Origin of the sequence: Mucilaginibacter robiniae (assembly GCF_012849215.1) — a bacterium.
Lineage (GTDB): Bacteria > Bacteroidota > Bacteroidia > Sphingobacteriales > Sphingobacteriaceae > Mucilaginibacter > Mucilaginibacter robiniae.
In genome coordinates, this window is sequence record NZ_CP051682.1 from 229,743 (window position 1) to 250,382 (window position 20,640).

The following is a 20,640-nucleotide window of genomic DNA, read 5'->3' on the forward strand; positions in this document are numbered from 1 at the left end:
GCGTAAAAGCAGATGAACGAAAACAATATGATTAAAGGTAGAGACATTCTGATTGTAGGCCAGCAACCCTGGGATGTTGAAATTGGCAGCAACTGCAAAAACATTGCGCTTGAGTTTAGTAAGCATAACCGGGTTTTGTACATTAACTCGCCGTTAGACAGAATTACGCTGTTTAAGCATAAGAATATTTCCGCAGTACAAAAACGTCTTCAGGTAATAAAAGGTAAAGCCAATGGGCTGGTAAAAATACAGGATAACATCTGGAACCTTTACCCGGATGAAGTTATTGAATCTATTAACTGGATTAAGAATGACATCATCTACTCTTTTTTGAACAGAATTAACAACCATCGTTTTGCCCGTTCTATACAAAAAGCTATTAAACAACTTGGATTTCAAGATTATATATTGTTTAACGACAATGATATGTTCAGAAGCTTTTACTTGAAAGAGATTCTGGAACCAGCCATAAGCATCTATTATTCGCGCGATTATATGCTGGCAGTTGATTACTGGAAGCTACATGGCCGCAAACTGGAACCAGAGTTAATAGCCAAAAGTGACGTATGTGTAGCTAACTCTACTTACTTAGCTAATTACTGTCGCCAATATAACCCTAACTCCTACTATGTTGGCCAAGGCTGTGACTTGGGTTTATTTACAGGCTATAACCGGCAGAATTCGCCACCTCAGGATATAGCGGGTATCTCCCATCCTATTATCGGCTACGTAGGTGCTTTGCAAAGTATCAGGCTGAATATGGATTTAATAAAGCACATCGCTCAACAAAGACCTGACTGGAACGTGGTATTAGTAGGTCCGGAGGATGAACAATTTAAAGTTGGCGATTTACATAAAATGCCTAACGTTCATTTTTTAGGTGCTAAAGATCCAGAACTATTACCAGCATATATTAATGCATTTGATGTATGTATTAATCCTCAGTTGTTTAACGAAGTTACAGTCGGAAATTATCCGCGCAAAATAGATGAATATCTTGCTTTAGGCAAGCCTACTGTTGCTACCCGTACAGATGCGATGAGCGTATTTGAAGAGCACGTTTACTTAGGTACTACACCTAACGATTACCTGCAACTAATACAAAAAGCTTTAATTGAGAACAGTGAGGCTTTAGCGCAAGAAAGGATCAGCTTTGCAGCTACACATACCTGGGAAAACAATGTCAACGAAATTTACCAAGCGATTGAACAAACCTTAAGTGTGCAAGCTTAATGTTTGATAAATAAGTATTTTCTAAACCTTATTACCATAACTTCAGGCTGCTCTAGAGAAAATAAATTTTTCTTTAAAGCAGCCTGATTACTTTAACAGATAGGCTGCAAGCGTATTTGTTAAAATAGCACTTCCCAAGTGTGCTTTACATTACGGTAAATACCACGCAACATTGAAATCAATACGTTACCACTCTGACGTAAATCGCTACGCGTCATAGTACTAGGCTCATCCGATGAGTTCACTTGATCAAATAAACCTTTGTAATCTTCATAAAACATTCCCTTACCTTTATTTTTTAGGAAAGATATAGCCATTAAAAATTCCGTACGATCGCCTTTCAATCCTTCAGGATAGCGGCCGAACTTTTTAAAAAAACTGGTTCTTCTTAAATGTGGATGATCGCTGTAGCAATGAAACTTACGATAGCCTAGATACCATATTTTAAATACCATTTCTGAAAACCCATTTCTATAAGGCTTCAAATACGGGTATTTGAAATAAGCATAAAACCTAACCAAGTCAATATCCTTACGCTCCTGCATAATAGATAATGCATCACTCAAATGAACTCCATAATTTTTGTAAGGATCAAAATCTTCTTGTATATATAGTGTATAAGGCGTTGTTACTGCATCCTGACCTTTGTTTATGTTGTTCCCTAAGCCTTTGTTTACAGGAGTGGTAACTAAATTGTAATTATACACCGACTGCAAAGATTTTAAACGGTTCAGGTGTTCAGGTTTACTCCCATCATCAGATACGACAATACCGCCAAAAACAATTTGCTGATTTTGAAAAGTCTGTAATAGTCGCTCTAACGACTGACTACGATTATAATGAGTAACTAATAAAGTAACTTCCGGAAAGGTGCTGACAGGCATAGGATAATAAGATTAGAATTAACGCTTGTACAATACATCATACGTCCAGCGTATGAGTTTAAACTGTAAGTAAACGGCACGTAGAGCTAGAGCTAATGGATTTTTACTTTCCCGCCAGCTTGCACGGTTCATGGTACTTGGTTCATCAGATGAATTTTTTTGATAAAACAAGTCGTTAAAGTTTTCAAAAAACAGTCCCCGACCATTGTGCTGTATGAAGGATTTAGCCATACCATATTCGGTAAGGTCGCCTTTGATTCCTTCAGGATAACGGCCAAACTTTTCAAGGAAGTTGCTACGTCGCAAATGCGGGTGATCGCTGTACACGTAAAACTTCAAATGATTACTGGCCAGTATTGATGATTTGAATAACATTTCGGCAAAGCCTTTACCATAGCTTTTTATATATGGGTAACTGAAATAGGCATAAAATCGAGCAATATCTAACCCCAGGTCAGCTTTCATAAAGGCCAATGCATCTTTAAAATGTTGTACAAACGCTGGCTTGGGTTCAAAATCTTCCTGCACATACAAGGTATATGGAGTAGTTACCGCATCCTGACCTTTATTGATGTTATTACCCAAACCCTTATTTACAGGTGTAGTAACCAGCTTATACCCATACTCTGGCTGCAAAGCTTTTAAACGATTCAGATGTTCCGGTTTACTTCCATCGTCAGATACTACAATACCACCAAAAACCATCTGTTGGGTTTTAAAAGTTTGCAGCAATCGTTCTAATGATTGGCTACGATTGTAGTGTGTAATTAATAAAGTAACTTCTGGGAAGGCTATTTCGTTTACATCCATAATTTAAAGCTGACATGCCAGTGGTGCCTTTACTTTACAGGCACTATTCGCTCATTCTTGCTAAGCATAATTTTACGTATAATGTGGCTAAAGGTTATTAATCTCGTCCGAAACAAACATTTTTTATCTTTAACAGGCAACATCATCATGTCAGGATTAGGACTGGTGACCATGACACTGATTTACCGCACCCTGTCCAAATCAGAAGCGGGCACCTGGGTATTTTTTCAATCCATCTTGTTGCTGGTTGATACTTTTCGATCCGGTTTCTTGACTACGGCGTTTATCAAATTTTACGCTGGTGCAAATAAAGACCGTACTGCGGATGTAGCTGGTTCAGCTTGGTTTTTAGGCTTGTGTATTACAGGCGTACTGGTAGTGGTTAGCTTATCCTCGTTACTATTTCTAAACCAGATTAAAGATGAAGGCTTGGTCATGTTTTTTAAGTACTCAGGCTTGTACTATGCTTTTTCTTTACCTTGGTTTTTAGCCACTTGCGTGATACAAGGCGAACAGCAATTTGATAAACTTTTATACATTAGGTTGAGTAACCAAGGCAGCTTCATTGTATTTATTATATTGCTGATGATAACTGGCAACATGACTATTATTCATGTACTTTTTGCTTATCTACTATCCAACCTGATTACTAGCATCTATGCCTTAAGCAAAAGCTGGACACGAATTACTACCTTAGGGAAACGCACCACAGCTACAGTAAAAGATATTTACAACTTCGGCAAGTACAGTGTAGGCACGGCTTTAAGCGCTAATATGTTCAGCACATCTGATACCTTCATTATCAACTTTATGCTGGGCAAGCAAGCTTTGGCTATATATAACCTCGGACAAACCTTAATGCAGCTGGTAGAAATTCCTTTGCGCAGCTTTGCAGCTACTGGTATGCCTGAACTATCAGCCGCTTACAATCAGAGTGATCGTGTTGGTGTTATTCAAATCATGAAAAAGTATGCCGGCATGTTATCCCTCCTACTCATACCTGGCGCTTTGCTGGGCTGTGCTTTGGCTGATGTACCTATTTACATTATTGGTGGTGGAAAATATGCAGGAACAGAAGCAGCAAATGTGTTTCGCTTATTTCTAACCTTTGCTATTATCTTCCCACCAGATCGGTTCTTTGCCCTTACGCTGGACGTAATTCATCAACCTAAAATCAACTTTTACAAAGTACTGGTTATGCTGGCGGTAAACATCATTACCGATTTCTTAAGCATTTACCTGACACATAGCGTTTATGGTATAGCTGTAGCTACAGTGTTCCCAATTATCACCGGAACGCTTATTGGTTACTGGGCCTTGAACAAGTACTGCAACTTTTCATACTGGAGTATATTCAAAACCGGATATCAAGAAACCAAGTTGTTATTACAACAAACATTGGCTAAACGAAAACTGCAAATGTAATTTGCGGTTTTCGTAACATTAGAAACAATAAAGGGTATCTCAATTACTACACATTGAGATACCCTTTATTGTTTCTATTCTATTATATCTGAATTAATTTACCATAACCACCACACCTTTTTACCTTTTTGCTGTGGTACTTGGTTGAATCGCATCTCAATATTTTTGAACGTCCAGGCTGATACAAAGTAAATCAGTAGATAATTTAAAATAATTAAATAACTGTATGCCGATGGCGGAAACTTCAGTACGCGGATGAATACGATATTGAACAAGCTCAGCATTAGCGTATGTGTCATGTATATAGAATAAGAGTATTTACCGGTTTGATGTAATAATTGTGATTTCATCAGCCATTTAGATAACCATCCTTTTTGCGAAGCAAACAACAGCACGTTAGCAAAAAACAATATTTCGTATATAAAACCTTGGTTTTCATAAATACCACCATAATACACCATAACCAGTGTACCAAAAAACAGTACCGGCTCCAAAACATGGTAGGTTAAAGACGATAATTTGCTTTGAATTTTTTTAGTAGCTTGATAAGTATTGTAGCATATTACACCGATAAAGAACCCTGTTGTTCCTCGTAAAAAGCCATAATCAAAATTATAGGTCAATTTGAAGTTACCTGTAAAAAAGTATAATAAACCTGCTGCTATAAATACTACTAAAATGTAAACAGCATTTCTGTTTTTCGCCAAACCGCTACGGTTAATTGCAGCCACCGTTAAACCGAACAGCAAATAAGAAATCATTTCGGCACTGATGGACCAACTGGCAATGTTCCAGCTCACATCATGCACAAAAGGAAACTTAACAGAATTCAGCAGCAATAAGTTGGTCAATACGGTGTACAGGTTATTGCTTTCATTAACCAGTTTATTTACATGTACGTAATGCGAAGCTGCTCCTTTTAACAGCTCGATAGCAATAAAAACCAATAATACGGCCAAGTGTAACGGATAAAGCCTGTAAACACGTTTTGAATAAAAACGCTTTAAGTCATGGCCTGAAGTAATGTATTGATAACTGTAAGCAATTACGAACCCGCTTAGAATAAAAAAGAAATCGACAAACAAGTCGGAATGCTTAATAAAACTGTTATTTATTAATGGAGTTGCCGAAAATGCACTGGCATGAAAGAGAACTACTAAACTTGCAAATATACCCCTGAAAATATCTAAAACTTCAAACCTTTCTTTCATGTGACAGCGTATAACGTGGAAACTAGAATTAATATACAGCAATTTAATACGGATTATTAAGGGTTAAGTTATAGCTATCCTTTAGCCTGTTAAACAATATTTGCTAGTTTTAAACCACATATATCCTTACCGATCCCTCTACAATGAGAATAGCTCATCTTATACTGGCACACAATAACCCGAAACAATTAGAACGATTAATAAAAAGGCTATTGTTTCAGGATGATGTGGTCTACATTCATGTAGATAAAAAGTCAGATTTTGAGAGCTTTGCTTATTTGAGCCAGTACAATCATGTTCAGTTCATCAACAAAAGGGTTCGTGTAGATTGGGGCTGCTTCAATATTGTAGAGGCCACGGTTAATAGCTTTACTGAAATTATGGCTTCAGGCCAGCACTATGACTTTGTGAATTTGCTGAGTGGCTGTGATTACCCACTGCAAACACCTCAGCAAATCCACAATTACTTAACACAAAACCCAGGCAAAGCTTTCATGAGTTATCTTTCAATCGAAAATGAATGGCAGGAAGCTTTACCCCGCTTTACACAATATCATTTTACGAACTTCCACTTTCCGGGTAATACCCGATTAGGGATGCTTATAAACAGCATATTGAAACCCAAACGAAAACTACCCAACCAAATGGTACCTGTAGGTCGCTCGCAATGGTTTACCGTACCGGCTGAGTGTATTGAATATATTTTACAATACTGGCGTAAAAACCCCGGCTTTGTACGGTTCATGAAACTTACCTGGGGTGCAGATGAGTTTGTATTTCAAACCATCTTATACAACTCTAAGTACCAGAGTTGGATGGTTAATAACAACTTACGCCACATGGATTGGTCATTAGGTGGTGCAAGCCCTAAAACTTTTACGATAGCAGATAAAAGCCAACTTTTAGCTTCCAATAAGCTTTACGCCCGAAAATTTGATACGAATAAAGATATTGAAGTGTTAGATTGTATTGATCGTAAACTAGAGTCTAATCCACTTACCAATTCAATCTAGTTTTATTCTAACGGTAAATAGGTTTGTGGGTTCATCATACTGATATATAAACTCATCAGCCATACGAGTAATTATTTGTAAACCAAAATGTTCTGTAACTTGATTTACATCAATAATACATTCTAGCTCTTCTCCGATAAACTTTATCCGATTCTTCTCTTCTTGAATTCCATAAAGCCGATATAAAACATCTTGACCAACAAGTATCGGCTGGCCAGTTTTTGTAACTGCTAACTTTAACAATATAGGTAATGGCGCACCTTCATCCGCTTTATGAATATGTAAATAGCCATTATTTACGCTCAAGTGTATAGAGCTTTGCGCTGCAACTGAATGTTTTAAAGCATTCGTGAGTAGTTCGGTTACGATATATTTTACCTTAAAGGGTAAATCATCCGTTATACTATAAGGCAATTGCTGCACATGCGCCATAATCTCTTTCACCATAGGTGATAAGGCATGCGGATGATGGTTAAAGTTAAAAAGCTGCATACCCGCTGTTTACTGCAATGCGTATTGGGCTTCAGGTAAAGCCTTGTAAATCTTGAACACTTTATCTAACCGGATTAGCTTCATTAAATCATAGATATCTTTTTGCAATCCGGTAAGTAAAACATCAAGTTTCAAGCTTAAAGCATGTTTCAGTACAGCTACCAATGCGCCTAAAAAAGAGCTATCAACGTAGGTAATTTTTTCCAGATCAAGTATAATAGTTTGTTGATACTGATTAAGCAAGCTTATTAGCTCTGTTTTAAAAATTTCGGAGCTATGTAAATTAGCTTCTGTAAGGTTAACAGTAGCTACCAAGTAGTTGGCTTGTTTAGATATACTAATCATGGTAATTTTAATTTTTTTGGATGTGTATCAAACTGGCATCATCTACCCACAGGTCAGATTGCCGCAGTAAATCATCTTTTACGTTGCCGAAGGCAGATTGGGTACTTAATAATTCAGTTATACGGTTAGCGAAATGCGTGTAATCACTTTTACTGCCATCACCGGTATCATAATCAATCAAACCATCAGTAAACAGCAATAAACTATCATGTTCCGCTAACCTGATTTCTGTTTCCTGGTACATGCCGTCAGGGAACAGCCCTAGTAGTAAACCTGAAGATTGAATTTGACTGTACTTGCCCTCATCATAATGATAATGTAACAAAGGCAAATCGCCTGCACCAGCATAAGTAAGTTGCCCTGTTTGCCGGTCGAGCCGAACAAGTGAAAGGCTGGATAGAATATCTTTCAGAACCTGATCATAGCAAATAATTTGATTTACTTTTTGCAATATCACCGCTGTTGATAACTCCTGACTCATGATGCCAAAGCGGATGGCTGCACGTATATAGCTTAAGTAGCTAAAAGTAAAAAACCAGGCTTTCCACTTTTTACCCATAATATCGCCCAGCACAATAAACAAATAGCGTTCGTCAGCCTCAATGAAATCAATAAAGTCACCACCAGGAATATCCTGGTAATCTTGGTGCCAGAAGTTGATGGCAAAATCTGTTGATGGTGGCACATTATCAGGTACGGCTTTAATATTTAAGGCTGCAGCTGTTTTTTTAATTTCTTGTTCTGATAACTGCCTTTGCTTATCAACTGTATTCAGCAAATTAGTGAGCTTAGCTACAATGACTGGCACCGGCGTATTTTTTACTACATAATCTACTGCTTGCAAGCTAAGCCCTGCAGTCATTAATTGTGTATCTGTTACGGCAGTTAAGAAAATGAACGGGATATCGCTAAGCGAACTCTGCTTCAACAAGTGACGTCTGAATTGGAGTCCGTTCATACCCGGCATTTCATAATCAGACAAGATTGCATCAGGCGTATTACTTTTCAACCATTGCAAGGCCTCCTGTGCCGATGGTGCAGTATGGCATTCCAATCCTGCTTGCCGAAAAGCCTGCTTTAATAATTTCAAAAACAGCACATTATCGTCAACCAACAAAATATTTTTAGGGGCACTTGCTGTCATATCAGGAGTTGGTACTTGATTTTTTGTACATCGAGCGTATAATCAAAAATATACCCGACAATATGATGAGCAACGAAATTAAGTCCATCAACGTTACACCATCATCAGGCGAAAAATAATAGATGGTAAACATTTCAAAATAAGGAGGTGCCGGCATAATAATCATGGCAAAGCCTAAAGCAACCATCACCAACCCGATAAACATCAAAAATAGCTTGGATAAACGTTCCCCCCGGATGTATTCTTTAGCCATTTTACTATCTAACTGATTGCCTGAAAGCAAAACGCTAAACTCATCTAATAGCTCTGCCCTGGATGCATTTTCATCTATTTGAATATGCTTAAAAGCATCTATAGACTGTGTTTTGGAAGCAGCCAGATTGTCTAGTGCTCCGTTTAAGCGTTGTTGTAAAGCCTTTATTTTTTCGCTATCCAGCTCACTGTGGTCTAGTAAAGCTACCAACTCATCCAGCTTGTTATCAATAGTAGTTTGGCCATCAGCTGTATGCTGAATCCTGCTAATATCTTTCTCTATGTTCTGCGGCTTACCCAATGTAAAGTAATATTTTCAACACCAAACTTTTACAGCCTGAATACCGTAAAATCACGAAAAATGAAAAGTGTTAGCATCATTACGGTTAATTACAACCAAAGTTACGTTACCGAACAACTTTTATCCTCTATTTATGCTACTAACACCTACGCGGCTATGGAAATTATTGTGGTAGATAATGCCAGCAAAGAAAACCCAGTACCCGCCTGGAAGGATAAATACCCCGAGCTCACCTTTATAAGATCGGAAACCAATTTGGGCTTTGCAGGAGGTAACAACTTGGGCGTTAAAGCAGCTAGCGGCGATTACCTGTTCTTTGTGAATAATGACACTGAATTTACGACCAATCTAGTTTCCACATTAGTTAAGGTTTTAGATGAACATGACAAGGTGGGTATGGTATCACCCAAAATCAGGTATTTTGATCAACCGAGCATGCTGCAATACGTGGGCTTTACTCCCATGAACTACTATACCATGCGCAATCGGTGTATTGGTCAGTTTGAAACTGATAATGGCCAGTATGATCATACAGCAGGCACAACCGGTTATATACATGGTGCCGCCATGATGGTACGCCGCGAAGCAATGGAGAAAGGCGGATTGATGGCTGAAAACTTCTTCTTGTATTATGAAGAGATGGATTGGTGCGATCACATCCGCCGGGCAGGTTACCAAATTTGGTTTGAGCCTTCGGCATTGATTTACCATAAAGAATCAGTATCGGTGGGGCGGGTAAGCGGCTTGAAAGAATACTTTATGAACCGTAACCGTCTGTTGTTTATACGGCGTAACGCACCGCTTACAGCACGCTTATTTTTCTACACCTATTTTACGTTGCTCGTAGTACCACGCAATATCATCAATTATGCCCGTAAGGGTTACAAAGGTTTCACCAGCCTGTTATTACGTGCCATATGGTGGAACATCACGGAAAGTAAAGACAGCAAAAATTTAGGATATCCTTTTTAATATATGAAGATACTACTTTGGCTTAGCCTGTTTATTGTTTTTTATGCCTTTTTTGGTTACGGCATATTGTTATTTGTTATTATTAAGATAAAACGTATACTGCGGGGTAAACCTGTAATACCTACGGTTACTCATGATAATCAGCTACCTACTTGCACTCTGGTAGTAGCGGCTTACAATGAAGAAAGCTTCATGCCTGAAAAAATACAGAACACACTGGCTCTGCACTATCCGGCAGGCAAGCTCAACTTTGTATTTATTACCGATGGCTCATCAGACCGTACTCCTGATATTATTGCTGCTTACCCGCAAATCACTTTGTTACACCGGCCTGAGCGGCGGGGTAAAATAGCTGCGGTGCACCGTGCTATGAATGCTGTAAACAGCGACGTAGTGGTATTTACCGATGCTAATACGTACTTGAATACCGATGCTCTAATTAACATTTGCCGGCATTATCAAGATGCAAACGTTGGTGCTGTAGCTGGCGAAAAACGTGTTATGGTAGATGAAACAGCCGATGCTACGGCCGGTGAAGGTTTTTATTGGAAGTATGAATCAAAACTAAAAACCTGGGACTCGGAGTTATACACCGTTGTAGGTGCAGCAGGTGAATTATTCAGTATTAAAACTCAATTATATAAGCCTGTATCAGAAACTGCCATTCTGGATGATTTTATGATTTCGTTACTAGTAGCTAAAGATGGTTATCGAGTAATTTACGAACCTAATGCTTATGCTCAGGAAACCTCATCAGCCAATGTACAGGAAGAACTTAAACGTAAAATACGCATTGCTGCGGGTGGCTTGCAATCTATTATTTGGCTCAAAAGCTTACTTAATTTTTTCCGCACACCTTTACTCTCCTTCCAGTACATCAGTCACCGCGTATTGCGCTGGACGGTAGTTCCCTTCTTAATGCTGTTCGCCTTAGCACTAAACATTGCTATTGTAATAGATGGTGGTAATTGGTTGTACCAATTATTATTAGCCGGACAGGTTGCATTTTACACCATGGCCTTAGCCGGATGGTTGCTGGAGCAACGCAAGGTTAAAGTGAAATTGCTTTTTATTCCCTATTACTTCTGCATGATGAATTACGCCGTAATTCGAGGCATATTCCGCTATTTTGCTGGTACACAAAGTGCCGCATGGGAAAAAGCTCAACGTAAACAAGTTATAGTAAACAGTTAAGCTACACGTATCCATGTCATTAAAAGAATCGATTAAGAATAATCCGTCATTAAAAAAGCTGGTGCACCGCTTGCTTATTCCACAAGGCGAAGCAAGGCCCAGGTTGTGGGTTAAGTACCTGGTGAACCCTATATTACATAAACATGGCAAAGGTTCTAAAGTACGGCGACGCACCCGAATAGATGTACTGCCTTTTAACCGGTTTGAATTAGGCAAGAACTCCGTTATTGAAGATTTTTGCACCATTAATAATGGGGTTGGCGATGTACTCATTGGCGATAATTCTCTCATCGGTATGAGTAACGTAATTATTGGCCCCGTAACCATTGGCAACAACGTTATATTTGCACAAAACATTGTAGTAAGCGCCTTAAACCATGAGTACCGAGATATTAACGTACCCATACAAGCTCAAAATGTAATTACCGCACCCATTGTTGTGGAAGATGATTGCTGGATAGCTGCTAATGCGGTTATTACAGCCGGTACCACCATTGGCAAACATAGTGTTGTAGCTGCTAATGCTGTAGTTACTAAAAGCATTCCACCCTACTCAGTAGCTGCAGGTAATCCGGCTAAGGTTATCAAACGATATGACTTTGAAAAACAAGAATGGGTAAGATGTTAAATATGTATTTAGCATTTTACTATTAATTATACACTGATTTAACTTTTCAATACGGTTATGCCTACACGGATAGTTGTAGTTAATAGAGTAACTTCCGATAACAATAAATAATGCTATCTACTTGTAAATACATTTAAACACTTTAAAAATGTTATAAACTAAAAAGGGCCCAAGATTAATCTTGAGCCTTTTTGTATAATTACTACTATAATATTTTAAACGTTTTCCTTCTGTAGCAGTGCCGGAATGGTTTTCAGTATAAGTTTTATATCCTTGCCTAAACTGTGGTTTTGAGCATAAACATTGTCGAGCATTAAACGTTCTTCTTCGCTCATGTCACCTTTACCCCGCTTTTCAACCTGCCATAAACCAGTAATGCCAGCAGGTGCATGAAAGCGTAAAGCATATTTATCAGTCGTTAACTTTTCAGCTTCATATAAAGGTAAAGGCCGGTTACCTACAATACTCATATCTCCAATAAATACATTCCAGAGTTGAGGGAGTTCATCAATACTGGTATTACGGATAAAGTTACCTACACGGGTTATACGCGGATCGTTCTTGATTTTAAAGAATGCGGAACCGGCATTATGCTTTTTACTATCCATATATTCTTTCTCGCACCAATGCACTTTATCAGCATATATCGGGAACTGACATTTACCTGCGCCCTGACACTCAGCACATAGATGAGCGGTATTTTCTTCTACTTTTTTCTCAGTCTTTGCTGCCGCATCTGTATCATATTGGTTTAGGTGTTTTAAGTCTTTCAAACGCTGATCTGCATTTACATACATCGACCTAAACTTGTAGAATTTAAACACTTGATAACCGGTACCTACCCGTAGTGAGTAATAAAAAGCCGGCCCTTTCGATTCCAGTTTGATTAAGATATAAATCAGTAAAAAAATAGGAGAAAGGCACAATAACGCAAAGCCTGAAAAGATAATATCAAACGCGCGCTTATTAGATGGTATGCTATAAGCTGCTGTAGCTTGCTGCTGGATATTATTTTTTAAGTCACCCCAACGGTCAATCATGAAGTTGACCCTGGTTTCAATATTTTTAGTTTTAACTGGCAGTTTGAAAACATCGGCAATGCCGGCGTTAAGTGCCAACCTACGCAGATTGCTGTTAAAATGATTAACAATCAAAAAGAATGGAACGTTGTTTAAGCCATTTTTTTGAAACGTTTCCAACAATGTTATACCTGATGAGGCTAATACCTCATCCTGAGAGATAATGGCTGCAATGTTCAGATCGCCAGCTTCCCAAGCTGTAAACATCTGCATACCATTTTTAAAATGCATCAATTGCCTGTCCTGAAAATCACATTCGTTTATAGAGATCGTCAGTTCATCATCAAGATTAATTAAGGCAATAACTTGCCTTTTAGCGGTCAACGTATCTGCACTCATTATCAAGTTTCAACAAATTATTTTCCTATTCTTCTCAATATAACTCTAACGCGTGCTTCCAGTTCGGCCGGGTTAAAAGGCTTTACGATGAAATCATCTGCACCGGTATTTAAGCATCTTACTCTCACCTCTGAACTGTCTTCACCTGATACGATAATAACCGGAATAGATTTAAAAAAATCACTACTTTGAATTTGTTTAATAAAGTCCAATCCACTTAAATTAGGAGTATTTAAGTCTGATATAACCAAATCAGGGATGTTACCATTTTGCAAAAATGATAAGGCATCCAACGCGGTCGGACATATTTCAATTTCGTAAGCTTTACTCAAAAACTTTTTGAGTATCAATTGCATATAATTATCATCTTCAATAACCAAGATTTTGGCCTGAGCGGTATCGGAGAATCCCATAGAAGCGGATTTGCTGTGATTTGTTGTATTAAAAAGGTTATTAAAAACAGGTACCATAGGTGATGTATTTTACCTGTAATACGAGAGTTAATACTATAAGGTTGTATAAATAGGAAAATGTTAAATATTAAACAATCGCTTTATACGCTTAATAATACCTTTCCATAAGCCACCATCAATCTGTATTCGGCGGTCTGTTGTCCATACAATAGCATTAGGGCGTGTAACGCGGTATAATTTACCAAAGCCTTTCCCTTTCAGCTTCAAGGCCAGGTAACCATCTTCATTGGTGCCCGGTGGATGGTTAAAGCCATCAACCTGCAACCCTTGTTCGCGCCTGAAACCTGAATTGAAACCATACACGTTAACTGCTTCAGATTTAAACAACTTGTTATAAAAACGTGTTAAATCGGCTACGTACTCATAAAAAAAGTAGGTAAACCGCCCGGTACTCCCTACCGGAACAAAAGCAAAGCGGCCGTAAGTAATAGCCACTTTTTTACTTTCATCAGCCAGAGGCTTTATCATTTCCTCAATCCAATCTTTCGGATAAATGGTGTCTGCATCAGCATTTAATATATACTTACCCGTAGCTTGTGCCAACCCTGTATTACGCGCAGGTGTAATACCTTGAGTAGTTTCCAGAATACATTTTACCCCACACGCTTTTACCAAAGCTTCTGTATTATCTTTTGAGTTGTTGTTGACTACTACTATCTCTACCGATCTGCCGGTTATATTACTACAAAGTGAGGCTAATGTAGGCACAATGGTGCTTTCTTCATTATAAGCCGGCATTACTATTGATACTTCGGGTGTACCTTTATACAATTGGTTATAAGCTTCCTTTACCTGTTCGGGCTGGGGTTGCGTAGTGCCTGTTATGTAGTTAACGATATAGGCTGGTATCTGCAAGGGTCTCATAAAAGCACCAAATTATAATTTGAAATTTCTGTATCTATAATCGGCAACTGTATCTAATTGGCTTTAATAAGAATTTCAAGCTATATATAGATCATTAACAGCTGCAAAACATGCATTATACGTACATAGCCGGCTAAAAGTCATTCAAAATGTTAAAATAAATTACAAATGCTTTAGGCAGAGTTATAACAACACCATTCATGAAATAGCCGTACCTTTGCTAACCTATGAAAAAGCAGAAGCCTACTATTTTGGTTGTGAATGATGATGGCATTACTGCCCCGGGCATTAAAGCCTTAATTAACGTAATGAAGGAACTGGGAAGAGTTGTTGTGGTAGCGCCCGACAGCCCTCAATCGGGTATGGGGCATGCCATTACTATCGGTAAACCTTTACGACTAGACCAAGTTGAAATATATGCCGATACTGAAATGTATAGATGCTCGGGTACACCGGCCGATTGTGTAAAAATGGCAAAAAGCATCATATTCAAAGGTTCAAAACCGGATTTGTGCGTATCGGGCATAAATCATGGTTTAAACAACTCGATTAATGTTTTATACTCCGGCACCCTATCCGCGGCAGTTGAAGGGGCTATTGAGGGTATACCATCTATAGGCTTTTCATTAGATGATTACACCTTACAGGCTAACTTTGAGCCGTGTCTGAAGTATATAAAGAATATTGCCGAGCAGGTGCTTACTAATGGCTTGCCACCGGCTACCCTGCTGAATGTAAATTTCCCGAACAAGGCAGACCTGAAAGGCGTAAAGATATGTCGCCAAGCCCATGCCAAGTGGGCAGAGGAATTTGACGAACGAGTTGATCCGCACGGCAGGCCTTACTATTGGTTAACCGGAGTATTCGAATTAAATGATAATGGTGAAGATACTGACGTTTGGGCGCTGGAAAACAATTATGTATCGGTAGTACCGGTACAATTTGATATGACAGCTCATCATGCCATACCACTATTGAATAATTGGGTGTTTACAAACTAATCAATTAAAGCCCCAATTATTACTTAACAGTAGCTTGGGGCTTTATTATAAATTGACTTAAAGTTATATTATTGTATATTTTCCAGGTTCAAGTCAATACCATAAGGGCCACCTTCCATTTTACAGATTAGCGGAAAACCCGGATTATTCAGTACCCATATTTTAGTTTTTCCATTTGACGTTATTGCATAAAACACATCGGCTTCTTTGTCATTAATTTTGTAAGGAGTTGCAGATGTATCTGCTACAACATTAAACGTTTGCTTGTTTAACGTAAAAGTCTTATTATTTACTAAGCTGTTAAAGGTGTCTTTTGATAGGAAAGCCATAGTTTCATCATCCTTCAGCTTTGTTACCGGGTCCATACCAGGTTCTTTAATAGCCATTTTAGTACCACTTTGCACTCCTTTGGCTGATATTTCATACATGCCATTGCCAAACCCAGGAATTGCCCATTTTAGTTGAACAGGCGGCGTAAGGCTAACCAAAGTAAAACTAGCTGGTACCCGCTGACCGGCATTACGCGCATACGCAGTGTAATTGAATACAGTTCCAGCTTTAATTTGCGGTACATATTTTTGTGCGAAGCCTGCACAAGTTATCATCAGTAATGATATTGATGTAAAAAGAGTTTTAATCATGGTTGTTTGTTAATATAATATCTAAAATAACATAAAAAGAGAATACCGTTGTACTTTTGCACAACATTATGTCTGTAAAAAATAATTTACTTACGGGACTTATTTCTGGTCTGATTATCCCAGCTATTGCCTGGGTGATTTTTGATTATAAATTTCCGGAGTTCCAAATTCAGCACAAGCCTGCTGTCCCCTACCTGATTGCATTAGCTTTAAACTTATTTATTATCCGCTACTGTTACAAAAATGGTACAGAACAAACAGGTAAGGGAGTTATGCTAAGTACGTTCGTTTGCATGCTGCTAATAACTATATTTAAAATAAAGTTGTAATTACATGAAATATTATCTGGTAGCTGGCGAAGCATCGGGCGATTTACACGGCGCAAACCTGATGAAAGCACTGAAGGCAAAAGATACTCAAGCTGAGTTCCGATACTTTGGTGGCGATTTAATGCAGGCCGAAGGCGGTACTTTGGTAAAGCATTATGCTGACATGGCCTACATGGGTTTTGTAGAAGTCTTTTTAAACCTGCGAACCATTATGGCCAACATGAAGCATTGCAAGCAAGATATATCAACTTGGCACCCCGACGTTTTGATATTGATAGATTTTCCGGGCTTCAATTTAAAAATTGCAGAGTTTGCCAAAGCACAAGGTTTAATGGTATGCTTCTATATATCACCTAAAGTATGGGCTTGGAACCAAAAGCGGGTACACCAGATTAAACGTGTAGTTGACCACCTATTTTGCATATTGCCTTTTGAAGTAGAATTTTACCAACAATGGGACATGCAGGTTGATTATGTAGGCAACCCTTTGCTCGACGCTATTGCAGCATTTACACCCGACTCGGATTTTCTGCAAAAGCATCATTTAACAGAAAAAAAAATTATAGCATTGTTACCGGGCAGCCGTAAGCAGGAAATTAGCAAACTGTTACCAGTAATGGCAACCTTAACGCAACGCTTTCCGGATTACCAGTTTATAGTAGCCGGCGCACCAGCTTTTGATTTAGCCTACTACCAGCAATACTTAAACAATTCAGACATCCCGGTTCTGTTTAATGCTACTTACGATTTGTTACATCATGCCGAAGCAGCCATTGTAGCTTCAGGTACAGCAGTTTTAGAAACGGCTTTATTCAACGTACCACAAGTTGCCGTTTACAAAGCCAATTGGGTAATGGTTGTTATTGCACGTACCTTTTTGAAAATTAAATACATTACGCTGGTTAATTTAATCATGAACAAACGTGTTGTACAAGAACTTATACAGGAAGAGTGCAACACCGACACCATCAGTGATGAATTAAATAAATTACTGCCAAATAGTAGTACTGATAGGCAAAATATGTTGCAAGACTATCACCAACTACATCAATTTATGGGACAGCCAGGTGCCTCAGCCCGCACTGCTGAACTGATTGTGAGTTATACGCTACAAAAAAACAAAAGCCTCAATTAACGTTGAAGCTTTGCTGTTTTCATAGGTTTGATGTACAGAAAAAAGGTAATATATAGATAGATGTAGTATAGATACGTATTAAGCCGCTGCCAAAGTAGTTGATGATAAGCTTTGGGATTTATCAGCATTTACCTGCTTTTGAGCTTTGAAAGATTTTAATTCGCCCAGCAGTAATTTCTTTAATTCGTTATCAAATTGATTAGACAATTTGTCAACAGCGTTTTTGTTTATGTTATTCATAGATAGATGTAGCAATTTAAATAGGTAGATGCGAGTATTATCATGTTTGTCAGGCAGCAGATAAACTTTTAACTTCTATGCTTTGTTTGATTTTATTAATCAAATCGTTTTTAGTATTTCTCACAGCTTGCAGATCTTGCAGTAACAAAGCTTTCAAATCATTATCAAACTTAGCTACTAATTTACTTACAGAGGTTTTGTGGTAGGTTTTCATAGTGTTGAATTTTAATAATGATTAATCGTTTTTTTGTGGCTTATCAATATGATCTGTTTCTGTCAGGTTGTCTTTACGTCGTTTAGCTTCTTCGTATTGCCTTTCTATTTTCTCGGCATCACGATCATCTTTTGGCTTTTCAGGGTTCACCGGGTTTTCCCACTCCTTCTCGCCATCTTCTGGTATTGCATTTTTTATAACAATCATCGCAGCTAATTTTGATAAGTGATATGCCAACTTAATGCCAAAATTGTGTTAGCTGTATTTGCAAACAAATACCAATCCTGAAGCATGGCATCAAAATGCAGCTTTTCACGATGTTACGACAATTAATCGCTACTCAGCACTGTAAAGCACACTGCCCTAAATTTTGAAATGGGTGTGGTCTGCAATAGTCAGTACTGTACTACAAGCGTACAATAAGTACTACTTTTTACGACTACTCAACAAGTGCAACGCAATAACCACTACCGACAATACCAATCCAATCACGCATACACCGGTCCAATGATAGGCACCCCACATACGAGTAGCCAGGAAAGTTCCTAATGAGCCGCCTATAAAATAGGTTACCATATAAACCGTGTTAATACGGTTACGTGCGTTAGGGTTTAAAGAGAATATAATGGCTTGATTAGCTATGTGGGTTGCTTGTACGCCCATGTCCAATACAATTACCCCTATAATCAGCCCGATTAAACTTTGACTGGAGAAAATAAAGATAATGAAAGATGCCAGTACTAACAGTAAGGTATAAGTGATGATTTGATTAGTACCTTTTTTATCAGTTAAACGCCCGATTACAGAAGCTGCTAATGCACCAAAAGCTCCTACTAAACCAAACGCGCCAGCAGCTGTACTGCCCATGTGAAAAGCCGGCGTGTTAAGCAAAAATACAATGGTTGTCCAGAATGCACTAAACCCGGCAAAGCACAAAGCACCGCGTAAAGCAGCTAAACGTAGTTGAGGCTCCTGCCGGGTAATAGCTATTAACGATTTCATTAAATCCAGGTAAGTACCTTTGTAATCTGGTTCTACCTCGGGTACTATCCAGGCGATTAGTGCCCACATTAACAACATTAAACCAGCTGCTATATAAAACATGGCTCGCCAGCCTAGATAATCGCCCACTAAACCACTAATGGTACGTGATAGCAATATACCGATGAGCAAACCACTCATTACAAAACCTATTTTCTTACCACGTTCTTCGGGGTTAGCTAAATGTGCAACCATAGGTACCAGTATCTGCGGAATCATGGAAGATACCCCTATTAAGTAACTAGCAACCGCCAGCACCCATAAAGCAGGCGCCACAGCAGCCAGCAACAAGGCTATAATGATGAAAATGAAATTAATTACCATCAGCCGTTTACGCTTAAACATATCGGCCAGCGGAATAACAAACAACAGCCCGGTAGCGTAACCTATTTGGGTGTACATGGCTATTTGGCCGACGGTACCATTACTCACATGGTACGTACGGGCGATATCACTCAGTAAAGGCTGATTGTAATAAATATTAGCTACTACCAGACCGGTAGCTATAGTCATTACCCATAAAACCAAAGAAGTAAGCTTTGCTGGCTGCTGCTGAGCCGATGATGTAGCGTTCATAATATCTTAACACAGTTTTACGGCGCAAAAGTGCTAAGCTTTTTTAATTAATGGATATTGGGTATTTACATATTGATGCCATTTTGCTAAAAACGTAATTTTTTAAACCTTTTAGTTTACTTTAATTTAACTTATATCATCAATTTGCGTATAAGACTATATTATAATGTAAAATGGAGGTACAAAAAGGTGGCTTTAAATAATTTCAGTAAAAATTTTGAAAAAAACTTGCACCCCAAACTAGATAGTGTTAATTTTACACCATAATAAAAATAGAACAAAAAGTCTTCTCATAATTTAGGTTTATAATTGGTTAGTAAAAGCCGCCTGCCCATCAGGTGGCTTTACTTTTTTACAAGCTTTTAGATCGTTGAACTTTTTTATTTAAAATAACACTCGTAATTTGGCGGTATATAACTTTTTATTACTTTTGCCCACACCGACGGGGGTTTAGCTCAGCTGGCTAGAGCGCTTGCATGGCATGCAAGAGGTCATCGGTTCGAATCCGTTATCCTCCACATTGAAAACATCGATTCAAGCTCATATTGCACGATTTTACATCTGTAGTATGAGCTTTTTTGTTGGGTAAAGTTTAGAAATTTCATAGTTACAATATACAATTACCGCACTTATCAGCAATAAGCCCACTAAAGATTTCATTCTCACAACAAAAGCTTACCAACTACCCACATTTCCTACCCTATTCAACTATTTACCAAACAGATTTTTATAAATAAGGTATTAACTACAACACTTTCCGATCAGACAGCTATTTCTTGCAGCTCCCCTCCTTCTCATTTTTTA

At 38.4% G+C, this 20,640-nt stretch carries 24 protein-coding genes and 1 tRNA gene; 10 read left to right on the forward strand and 15 right to left on the reverse strand.

The window, feature by feature from the left end; all coding sequences use genetic code 11:
* Positions 1-12 precede the first annotated feature (12 nt).
* A complete protein-coding gene (locus HH214_RS01080; RefSeq protein WP_211166284.1) occupies positions 13-1,233 on the forward strand; it encodes a glycosyltransferase in 1,221 nt (406 codons plus the stop codon).
* A 119-nt stretch (positions 1,234-1,352) separates the two neighbouring features.
* Here the strand turns inward: HH214_RS01080 and HH214_RS01085 are convergent, their stop codons facing one another.
* Positions 1,353-2,117, reverse strand: a complete 765-nt coding sequence (locus HH214_RS01085; RefSeq protein WP_169605583.1) for a glycosyltransferase — start codon at positions 2,115-2,117, stop codon at positions 1,353-1,355.
* Positions 2,118-2,135: 18 nt separating this feature from the next.
* On the reverse strand, positions 2,136-2,927 hold the full coding sequence (locus tag HH214_RS01090; RefSeq protein WP_169605584.1) for a glycosyltransferase family 2 protein: 792 nt from the start codon (positions 2,925-2,927) through the stop codon (positions 2,136-2,138).
* Positions 2,928-3,008: 81 nt separating this feature from the next.
* Between HH214_RS01090 and HH214_RS01095 the strand changes: the two genes are divergently transcribed.
* A complete protein-coding gene (locus HH214_RS01095) occupies positions 3,009-4,352 on the forward strand; it encodes an oligosaccharide flippase family protein (RefSeq protein WP_169605585.1) in 1,344 nt (447 codons plus the stop codon).
* 98 nt (positions 4,353-4,450) lie between these two features.
* On the opposite strand, the gene HH214_RS01100 is transcribed toward HH214_RS01095, so the two are convergent.
* Positions 4,451-5,563, reverse strand: a complete 1,113-nt coding sequence (locus HH214_RS01100) for an acyltransferase family protein (protein ID WP_169605586.1) — start codon at positions 5,561-5,563, stop codon at positions 4,451-4,453.
* Between the two features lie 143 nt (positions 5,564-5,706).
* Here HH214_RS01100 and HH214_RS01105 point away from each other — a divergent pair, with 143 nt between their 5' ends.
* Positions 5,707-6,576 carry a beta-1,6-N-acetylglucosaminyltransferase gene (locus tag HH214_RS01105; RefSeq protein ID WP_169605587.1) on the forward strand — a complete coding sequence of 290 codons (870 nt, stop codon included), beginning with the start codon at positions 5,707-5,709 and terminating at the stop codon, positions 6,574-6,576.
* Here HH214_RS01105 and HH214_RS01110 read toward each other — a convergent pair.
* From HH214_RS01110 to HH214_RS01125, 4 genes are read right to left on the reverse strand one after another with little or no spacing between them, the layout of a single operon-like run.
* Positions 6,568-7,068: an ATP-binding protein gene (locus tag HH214_RS01110; protein WP_169605588.1), complete on the reverse strand. Its 501-nt coding sequence runs from the start codon at positions 7,066-7,068 to the stop codon at positions 6,568-6,570. The two genes, HH214_RS01105 and HH214_RS01110, sit on opposite strands and share 9 nt — an antisense overlap.
* A gap of 9 nt (positions 7,069-7,077) precedes the next feature.
* The gene (locus HH214_RS01115) at positions 7,078-7,413 is read right to left on the reverse strand and encodes an STAS domain-containing protein (RefSeq protein ID WP_169605589.1); all 336 of its coding nucleotides are present in this window, start codon (positions 7,411-7,413) and stop codon (positions 7,078-7,080) included.
* A gap of 7 nt (positions 7,414-7,420) precedes the next feature.
* Positions 7,421-8,557: a PP2C family protein-serine/threonine phosphatase gene (locus tag HH214_RS01120; RefSeq protein WP_169605590.1), complete on the reverse strand. Its 1,137-nt coding sequence runs from the start codon at positions 8,555-8,557 to the stop codon at positions 7,421-7,423.
* A gap of 1 nt (position 8,558) precedes the next feature.
* On the reverse strand, positions 8,559-9,110 hold the full coding sequence (locus tag HH214_RS01125) for a hypothetical protein (protein ID WP_169605591.1): 552 nt from the start codon (positions 9,108-9,110) through the stop codon (positions 8,559-8,561).
* Between the two features lie 60 nt (positions 9,111-9,170).
* Here HH214_RS01125 and HH214_RS01130 point away from each other — a divergent pair, with 60 nt between their 5' ends.
* From HH214_RS01130 to HH214_RS01140, 3 genes are read left to right on the forward strand one after another with little or no spacing between them, the layout of a single operon-like run.
* On the forward strand, positions 9,171-10,082 hold the full coding sequence (locus HH214_RS01130) for a glycosyltransferase family 2 protein (protein WP_169605592.1): 912 nt from the start codon (positions 9,171-9,173) through the stop codon (positions 10,080-10,082).
* Positions 10,083-10,085: 3 nt separating this feature from the next.
* Positions 10,086-11,276 carry a glycosyltransferase family 2 protein gene (locus HH214_RS01135; RefSeq protein WP_169605593.1) on the forward strand — a complete coding sequence of 397 codons (1,191 nt, stop codon included), beginning with the start codon at positions 10,086-10,088 and terminating at the stop codon, positions 11,274-11,276.
* A 13-nt stretch (positions 11,277-11,289) separates the two neighbouring features.
* Positions 11,290-11,904: an acyltransferase gene (locus tag HH214_RS01140; RefSeq protein WP_169605594.1), complete on the forward strand. Its 615-nt coding sequence runs from the start codon at positions 11,290-11,292 to the stop codon at positions 11,902-11,904.
* 215 nt (positions 11,905-12,119) lie between these two features.
* On the opposite strand, the gene HH214_RS01145 is transcribed toward HH214_RS01140, so the two are convergent.
* From HH214_RS01145 to HH214_RS01155, 3 genes are all read right to left on the reverse strand, one after another.
* Positions 12,120-13,322, reverse strand: a complete 1,203-nt coding sequence (locus HH214_RS01145) for a sugar transferase (protein WP_169605595.1) — start codon at positions 13,320-13,322, stop codon at positions 12,120-12,122.
* 17 nt (positions 13,323-13,339) lie between these two features.
* A complete protein-coding gene (locus HH214_RS01150; RefSeq protein WP_169605596.1) occupies positions 13,340-13,735 on the reverse strand; it encodes a response regulator transcription factor in 396 nt (131 codons plus the stop codon).
* Positions 13,736-13,855: 120 nt separating this feature from the next.
* A complete protein-coding gene (locus HH214_RS01155; protein ID WP_169605597.1) occupies positions 13,856-14,659 on the reverse strand; it encodes a glycosyltransferase family 2 protein in 804 nt (267 codons plus the stop codon).
* 227 nt (positions 14,660-14,886) lie between these two features.
* Here HH214_RS01155 and surE point away from each other — a divergent pair, with 227 nt between their 5' ends.
* On the forward strand, positions 14,887-15,660 hold the full coding sequence (surE, locus tag HH214_RS01160; protein ID WP_169605598.1) for a 5'/3'-nucleotidase SurE: 774 nt from the start codon (positions 14,887-14,889) through the stop codon (positions 15,658-15,660).
* A 68-nt stretch (positions 15,661-15,728) separates the two neighbouring features.
* Here surE and HH214_RS01165 read toward each other — a convergent pair whose 3' ends face one another.
* Positions 15,729-16,301: a hypothetical protein gene (locus tag HH214_RS01165; RefSeq protein WP_169605599.1), complete on the reverse strand. Its 573-nt coding sequence runs from the start codon at positions 16,299-16,301 to the stop codon at positions 15,729-15,731.
* 68 nt (positions 16,302-16,369) lie between these two features.
* Between HH214_RS01165 and HH214_RS01170 the strand changes: the two genes are divergently transcribed.
* Together HH214_RS01170 and lpxB are read left to right on the forward strand one after the other, a co-directional pair.
* Entirely contained in the window at positions 16,370-16,630 is a 261-nt protein-coding gene (locus HH214_RS01170) for a hypothetical protein (protein WP_169605600.1), read from the forward strand.
* Positions 16,631-16,634: 4 nt separating this feature from the next.
* Positions 16,635-17,765, forward strand: coding sequence for a lipid-A-disaccharide synthase (gene lpxB / locus HH214_RS01175; protein WP_169605601.1), 1,131 nt, complete (start codon positions 16,635-16,637; stop codon positions 17,763-17,765).
* A gap of 78 nt (positions 17,766-17,843) precedes the next feature.
* Here lpxB and HH214_RS01180 read toward each other — a convergent pair whose 3' ends face one another.
* From HH214_RS01180 to HH214_RS01195, 4 genes are all read right to left on the reverse strand, one after another.
* Positions 17,844-18,005, reverse strand: coding sequence for a hypothetical protein (locus HH214_RS01180; RefSeq protein WP_169605602.1), 162 nt, complete (start codon positions 18,003-18,005; stop codon positions 17,844-17,846).
* A 49-nt stretch (positions 18,006-18,054) separates the two neighbouring features.
* On the reverse strand, positions 18,055-18,219 hold the full coding sequence (locus tag HH214_RS01185) for a hypothetical protein (protein WP_169605603.1): 165 nt from the start codon (positions 18,217-18,219) through the stop codon (positions 18,055-18,057).
* 21 nt (positions 18,220-18,240) lie between these two features.
* Positions 18,241-18,426 carry a hypothetical protein gene (locus tag HH214_RS01190; RefSeq protein ID WP_169605604.1) on the reverse strand — a complete coding sequence of 62 codons (186 nt, stop codon included), beginning with the start codon at positions 18,424-18,426 and terminating at the stop codon, positions 18,241-18,243.
* Between the two features lie 219 nt (positions 18,427-18,645).
* Positions 18,646-19,836 (reverse strand): MFS transporter, encoded by a 1,191-nt coding sequence (locus HH214_RS01195; protein WP_211166286.1) that lies wholly within the window; start codon positions 19,834-19,836, stop codon positions 18,646-18,648.
* 444 nt (positions 19,837-20,280) lie between these two features.
* Here HH214_RS01195 and HH214_RS01200 point away from each other — a divergent pair.
* Positions 20,281-20,354, forward strand: a tRNA-Ala gene (locus tag HH214_RS01200).
* Positions 20,355-20,640 lie beyond the last annotated feature (286 nt).